We start from the raw sequence: 6,449 nt of genomic DNA, 5'->3' as shown, positions 1-6,449 counted from the left end.
GTGCCTTTAAGCGTCTATCATCAGTGTGGGCAAAACCATGCCGAGGCGACACAGGCACATTATGAAAATGCACCGGCCAGTCTGCAAGTTGAAGTACAGCCCTTTATTGAAGATATGGCCAAAGCCTATAGCGAGGCTGATCTGGTGATTTGCCGTGCCGGAGCTTTGACCGTAACTGAAATTGCCACTGCTGGTGTAGCTGCAATTTTTGTGCCGCTTCCAAGTGCGGTCGATGATCACCAGACGGCCAATGCCGGTTTCCTGGCCAATATCAATGTGGCAAAGATTTGCCCGCAGGCCACTATGACTCCAGAAAGTTTAAAAACATTATTAGAGCCGTTGCTGAATCGCCAACTGTTAATGGAAATGGCCGTGAAAGCACGCCGACAGGCTCAACCCGATGCGACTCAACATGTGGTCCGTTTAATTCAAGAATTGTAATCCGAGTAAACTATGTCTCCAACAACCCCAGCTGAACAAGCGAAAAAGTTAATTAAAGTGCCGGAAATGCGCCGTATCAAACACATCCATTTTGTGGGGATCGGTGGCGCAGGCATGTGTGGTATTGCAGAAGTGCTGAAAAACCAGGGCTATAAAGTTTCCGGTTCAGATATCAAGGCATCCAATACCACCGCACAGCTGGAAGCGAATGGTATTAAAGTCTATATCGGACATACTGCAAATAATATTAAGGATGCCAACGTGATCGTAGTCTCTACCGCGATCAATAAAGAAAATCCGGAAATTAAAACTGCGATTGAAAACCGTATTCCTGTGGTTCGCCGTGCGGAAATGTTAGGTGAGCTGATGCGTTACCGTCATGGCATTGCAGTTGCCGGCACGCATGGCAAGACCACCACCACCAGTCTGATCACCTGTATGCTGGCTGAAGAAAACATGGATCCAACCTATGTGATCGGTGGTTTGCTGAACCGTACCGGTATGAATGCGGCCTTGGGGGCCAGCCGTTATATCGTGGCAGAAGCAGACGAGTCGGATGCCTCTTTCCTGCATTTAGAGCCAATGGCTGCCGTGGTAACCAATATTGATGCCGATCATATGGATACCTATGGCGGTAGCTTCGATGTCCTGAAAGATACCTTTATCCAGTTCCTGCAAAAACTGCCATTTTACGGCTTGGCCGTAGTCTGTGGTGATGATGCCAATATCCGTGAAATCATGCCGCGGATTGCACGTCCGTTACTGACTTATGGCTTCAATGAAGACAATGACATTCGTGCGGTAGACGTCGATCAGGACGGCATGCAAACCCACTTTACCGTATTGCGTAAAGACCGTGAGCCATTACGTGTAACGGTCAATCAGCCTGGCTTGCATAATGTCCTGAATGCCTTGGCCGCGATTGGTATAGCAACCGATGAAGGCGTGTCTGACGCTTCAATCTGCCGTGCACTGGAAGGTTTCAGTGGCGTAGGCCGCCGCTTCGAAGTTCAGGGTGAATTTGAAATTGAGGGCGGTGACGTGAAACTGGTGGATGACTATGGTCATCATCCAAAAGAAGTCGAAGCAACGATCAAAGCCGCGCGTCAGAGTCATCCAGACCGTCGCTTGGTGATGATGTTCCAGCCACACCGTTATAGCCGTACCCGTGACTGTTTTGATGATTTTGTGGAAGTACTTTCTACTGTAGACCAGTTATTGTTGCTGGATGTTTATCCTGCTGGTGAAAAACCGATTGTCGGGGCGGACAGCCGTACTTTGGCCCGCAGCATTCGTCTACGTGGTGAAGTCGAGCCGATTTTGGTTGATGCAGCGGACGGCAACCTGAATCAGATCATGAGAAAAGTATTGCAAGCAAATGACTTGTTATTAACCCAGGGCGCAGGTAATGTTGGAGCAATCTCAGTCGAGCTTGCACAAAATCACTTATATATAAAATAGTCATCTTGCGTGACTGAATTGAATTGACCAGATTGAAAAAAGTTTAAGGATATAAACGTGTCAAATGCTTCAAAATTCGGAAAAGTTGCCGTGTTGCTTGGTGGTAAATCTGCAGAGCGTGAGGTTTCTCTAGACAGTGGTACGGCGGTACTTGAGGCATTAGTGCGTTCAGGGGTCAATGCGGAAGCGTTTGACCCGCAGGAGCGTAGTGTCACAGAATTGGTGAATTATGATCGTGCGTTCATTGTATTGCATGGACGTGGCGGGGAAGACGGCCAGATCCAGGGTGTACTGGAATGGTTAAACGTGCCTTATACCGGTACGGGTGTACAAGGTTCTGCCATCGGCATGGACAAGGTCAAGACCAAGCAGGTCTGGCAGGGTTCGGAATTGCCGACAGCACCGTATCGCATTGTCACTAAAGATTCCGATGCGACCGACATTGTTAATGCTTTAGGCTTGCCTTTGATCATCAAGCCGGTACATGAAGGTTCTAGTATCGGCATGAGCAAGGTCGAAAAAATTGAAGACTTTGCCGAAGCAATTGCCAAGGCAACTGAACATGATGCCGTGGTGATGGCAGAAAAATGGATTACTGGCCGTGAATACACCATTGTGGTTTTAAATGGTCAGGCGCTGCCGGTGATTCGCCTTGAACCGCCTCAAGATGTCGCTTTCTACGACTATGAAGCTAAATATAACCGTAATGATGTGCAGTATGGCATTCCATGTGGTTTAAGCGAAGCTGAAGAGCAACAGTTAAAAGCCTTAAGTCTGCGTGCATTCCAGGCAGTCGGTGCCAGCGGTTGGGGCCGGATTGATGCCATGCAGGATGAACAGGGTAACTTCTGGTTGCTGGAAGTAAATACCGTACCGGGGATGACCAGTCATTCACTGGTGCCAAAAGCGGCAGCTGCAGTTGGTTATAGTTTTGATGACCTGTGTGTGGCGATTCTGGAACAGACCTTGACTGGTTCGGCACACTAAATATGGCTCAACTTCCTGTTTCCATGCGCCGTAAACGTGCTGCGATTACCTCAATTCACGACAAGCCGCCAACACGCAAAGAAAAGCTGACCAATTTTGGTGGCTGGTTATTGTTGTGTATTGCGCTGCTGGTACTGGCCTTTGGAATATTGGGCTTATATAAAGTCATGACCAATACTGATGTGGCAGAACTGGGCGTGGTAGGTACGCGCTCGGCCGCTGAACAGCGTCAGGTCATGCAATATGTATCACCGATTGTGACTGAAAACTATTTTACTTCGGATCTGGAAGCGATCCGCGACCGTACCCTGGAACTGTCCTGGGTGGACCGGGTCGTGGTTTCTCGAGCGTGGCCAAATGGTATTCGGGTCAGGGTCATGCCGCATCATGCAATTGCACGTTGGGGAACAGGGCGTTTGCTAAGTGACAGTGGCGTGATTTTTACGGAAGTCACACCCAAGAATTATCAGGCATTACCGTTGCTACATGGACCAGCGAGCCATGCGGAAACCATGATGCGTCGTTATAATGAAATTAATCAGTTATTTTTACCACAAGGCATTCGTCTAAAAGAATTATACCTCACCGAGCGAATGACCTGGTTTATGCAGTTTGATTCGGGTTTAAGAATAATTGTGGATAAAGATCAGACCATGAGCAAATTACAGCGTTTGAGTCAGGTGTCTCAGCGTGATTTGAAGCCAGTCTGGTCTAAAATTTCGGCCATCGACCTGCGTTATCGTAATGGATTGTCGATACAGTGGAAAAATTCAATTCCGCCTAAAATTGTAAATGGACATTTTATTGTAACCATTAATGACATGGGCGTTGAGAATAATGTAACAGTAAAGCCATAATGACCGGCTTTAAAAAATAGAGGCATTTAAAGCCATAAATCTAACAAACACGTAATGGTAGTAGTGAATAATGAGTGAAGCTGTTCCCTCGGTTGTGGCGATTGACATTGGGACACACAAAGTTTCAGTTTTGATTGGCAAGGTACACGCGCCAGACAATATCCAAGTGATTGGTATGGCCACCGCTCGTAACCGAGGCATGAGTAAAGGGAAAATTGTCAGTCTCGATAAAGTTATTACTGCAATTAAAAATGCCGTTCAAGAAGCAGAAGATATGGCAGAATGTCGAGTACATTCTGCCTGGGTTTCTATTCCAAGTGCCGAATTAAAAAGCTTTTATGCATCGGGGCGCACCTCGATCGACAATAGCGAACATGCGATTACCACCAGCGAAGTGGTACGTGCACTGGAGTTGGCCAAAGCCAGTCATTTAACTTCAGACCATTATCTGGTCAGCGCTGTGCCTCTGGGCTTTGAGCTGGATGATTCACCGGAATGGGTGCTGAATCCGATTCGGATGTCGGCGCATAGCATGACCGGACATTATCATCTGATGATGCTGCCGATCAGTACCATGCAGAATATTGACCGTGCTCTGAAGGGGGCCAATATCGGTGTAGAAAAAATGGTGGTGTCGAGCCTGGCCACTGCTGAAGCCAGCCTGCTCAAAGATGAAAAAGAATATGGCGTGTGCTTAGTAGATATTGGTGCCGGCACGACCAATGTTGCAGTGTATGTGGATGGTCGTTTGGCCTTAACCCATACCTTCCAGCGTGGCGGTGAACATGTGACTCGTGATATTGCAGCAGTATTGCAAACCACGACTGAAGAAGCTGAACGTCTGAAATTATTGTATGGCTGTGTCGACCTGAAAGTGGTCAAGCCGGACCATATGATTCAGTTCCAGGGGATTGATGGGCCACAAACTATCAGCCGGATTGAACTGACTGAAATCATCATGGCACGTTATGAAGAAATTCTGGGTCTGGTGCGTGATGAGCTGGTGAAAAATGGTGCCATCCAGGGCTTGTATCATGGTGTGGTATTGACCGGCGATGCTAGTCATATCGAAGGGATGGTGAGCTTTGTTCGCCGTACCATGGGAGTTTCGGCACATTTAGGTAATCCGCCTACTCAGGTGTATGCAGATGAACAACATCAGGCTGCTTTACGTCGCTCGCAATACAGCACTGTGGCTGGTTTGCTGATGTTTAGTCAAAGTGATACCCAAGATACGATTGTGGAACAGGATGATGTAGAACGGTTGTCATTGGCTAAGCGGGTCAAAAGAGCCTTGTTTGGCTTTAATGACACCTTGAAATCAATCTTTTAAGTCGATTTTTATTGTGAATATTGTTGGGAAGATGTAGTTAATCGGGCTTGTACTTGACAAGTGAACGCATGAGCAGCATTCTTAAAAACAATTTTATTAAGATTAAGGCAGTATACGGGCTTAGTGACTGCCAATTATGAATTAGGAATTTTATAGGTCATGGCCTCATTTGAATTTTTCGAAGACGATCATAGCGATAGCAATGGTCAAGCCCGTTTCACTGTGTTTGGTGTAGGTGGTGCGGGTGGTAATGCTGTACAACATATGTTGCAGTCCGATATCCAGGGCGTAAAGTTTGTTTGTGCCAATACGGACAAGCAGGCATTGGATCGCATGGAAGCCGAATTTAAAATTCAGCTGGGCGAGCAAAGTACCCGTGGTCTGGGTGCAGGTGCAAATCCGCAAGTCGGCCAGACCGCAGCAGAAGAAAGCCGTGAACTGATCCGCCAGCAGCTTGAAGGGACCGATATGGTCTTTGTTACTGCGGGTATGGGCGGTGGTACTGGTACTGGTGCAGCGCCAGTCGTGGCTGAAATTGCGAAAGAAATGGGTATCCTGACCGTTGGTGTCGTGACCACGCCATTTAACTTTGAAGGCAAACGCCGTTTACAGTCTGCTGAAAAAGGCATTGAAGCGCTTGAGCAGCATGTAGACTCATTAATCATCATTCCAAACCAGCGTCTATTGAAAGTCTTCCGTGATATTTCAATGAAAGATGCATATAAAAAAGCGGATGATGTTCTACTGAATGCAGTACGCAGTATTTTTGATTTGGTAGTCCGTCCTGGTCATATCAACCTTGACTTTGCTGACTTGAAAACAGCCATGAGCACACGTGGTTATGCCATGATGGGTGTCGGTCTGGGCCGTGGTGAGAACCGTGCACGTCAGGCTGCTGAGCAGGCAATTCGTAGTCCATTACTCGACAACGTGACTATCATGAATGCCAAAGGTATTCTGATCAACGTGACCGGTGGCGATGATGTGACTTTCGGTGAAATTGAAGAAATTACCGATGTCGTGAACCAGATTGTCGATTTAGATGAAGGTCAGGTGTTCTACGGTACCGTTTTTGATCCGGATGCGCGTGATGAAATCAGCGTGACTGTGATTGCAACAGGTCTAACCCGTCATGCAGCGGATTCAGTTGAACCGACCAAACGTACCAATGTACAGGCAACTCGTCCAGCAGCTGCACAGGCTGTGGTGGAAGATGATGATGTACCGGCAATTCAGCGTCAGCAGCATGAAACAGGTGCAGCAGCGAATCCAGCGGCGGCTTCAGTTTCTAGCCCGCGCCCAGCGCCAATGAGCATTCAGGATTATCTTAAGAATCAACAGCGTAAATAACATGTAACATCATGTGTTTA

The 6,449-nt window shown here is 47.4% G+C and carries 6 protein-coding genes; all 6 read left to right on the top strand.

Going from position 1 to position 6,449, the window contains the following annotated elements; translation table 11 throughout:
* On the top strand, positions 1 to 441 hold a 441-nt coding region (locus WAK81_RS05610; RefSeq protein WP_422196033.1), incomplete at its 5' end, for a UDP-N-acetylglucosamine--N-acetylmuramyl-(pentapeptide) pyrophosphoryl-undecaprenol N-acetylglucosamine transferase.
* A gap of 12 nt (positions 442 to 453) precedes the next feature.
* Positions 454 to 1,902 (top strand): UDP-N-acetylmuramate--L-alanine ligase, encoded by a 1,449-nt coding sequence (murC, locus tag WAK81_RS05605; protein ID WP_422196032.1) that lies wholly within the window; start codon positions 454 to 456, stop codon positions 1,900 to 1,902.
* A 57-nt stretch (positions 1,903 to 1,959) separates the two neighbouring features.
* A complete protein-coding gene (locus WAK81_RS05600) occupies positions 1,960 to 2,889 on the top strand; it encodes a D-alanine--D-alanine ligase (RefSeq protein ID WP_422196031.1) in 930 nt (309 codons plus the stop codon).
* Between the two features lie 2 nt (positions 2,890 to 2,891).
* Positions 2,892 to 3,746, top strand: coding sequence for a cell division protein FtsQ/DivIB (locus tag WAK81_RS05595; protein ID WP_422196030.1), 855 nt, complete (start codon positions 2,892 to 2,894; stop codon positions 3,744 to 3,746).
* Positions 3,747 to 3,816: 70 nt separating this feature from the next.
* Positions 3,817 to 5,079, top strand: coding sequence for a cell division protein FtsA (gene ftsA / locus WAK81_RS05590; protein WP_004647239.1), 1,263 nt, complete (start codon positions 3,817 to 3,819; stop codon positions 5,077 to 5,079).
* A 159-nt stretch (positions 5,080 to 5,238) separates the two neighbouring features.
* The gene (ftsZ, locus tag WAK81_RS05585; RefSeq protein ID WP_422196029.1) at positions 5,239 to 6,429 is read left to right on the top strand and encodes a cell division protein FtsZ; all 1,191 of its coding nucleotides are present in this window, start codon (positions 5,239 to 5,241) and stop codon (positions 6,427 to 6,429) included.
* The last annotated feature ends 20 nt before the right edge of the window (positions 6,430 to 6,449 follow it).

The organism is Acinetobacter sp., from assembly GCF_049284435.1.
Lineage (GTDB): Bacteria > Pseudomonadota > Gammaproteobacteria > Pseudomonadales > Moraxellaceae > Acinetobacter.
This window is presented reverse-complemented; position numbering and strand designations above follow the sequence as displayed.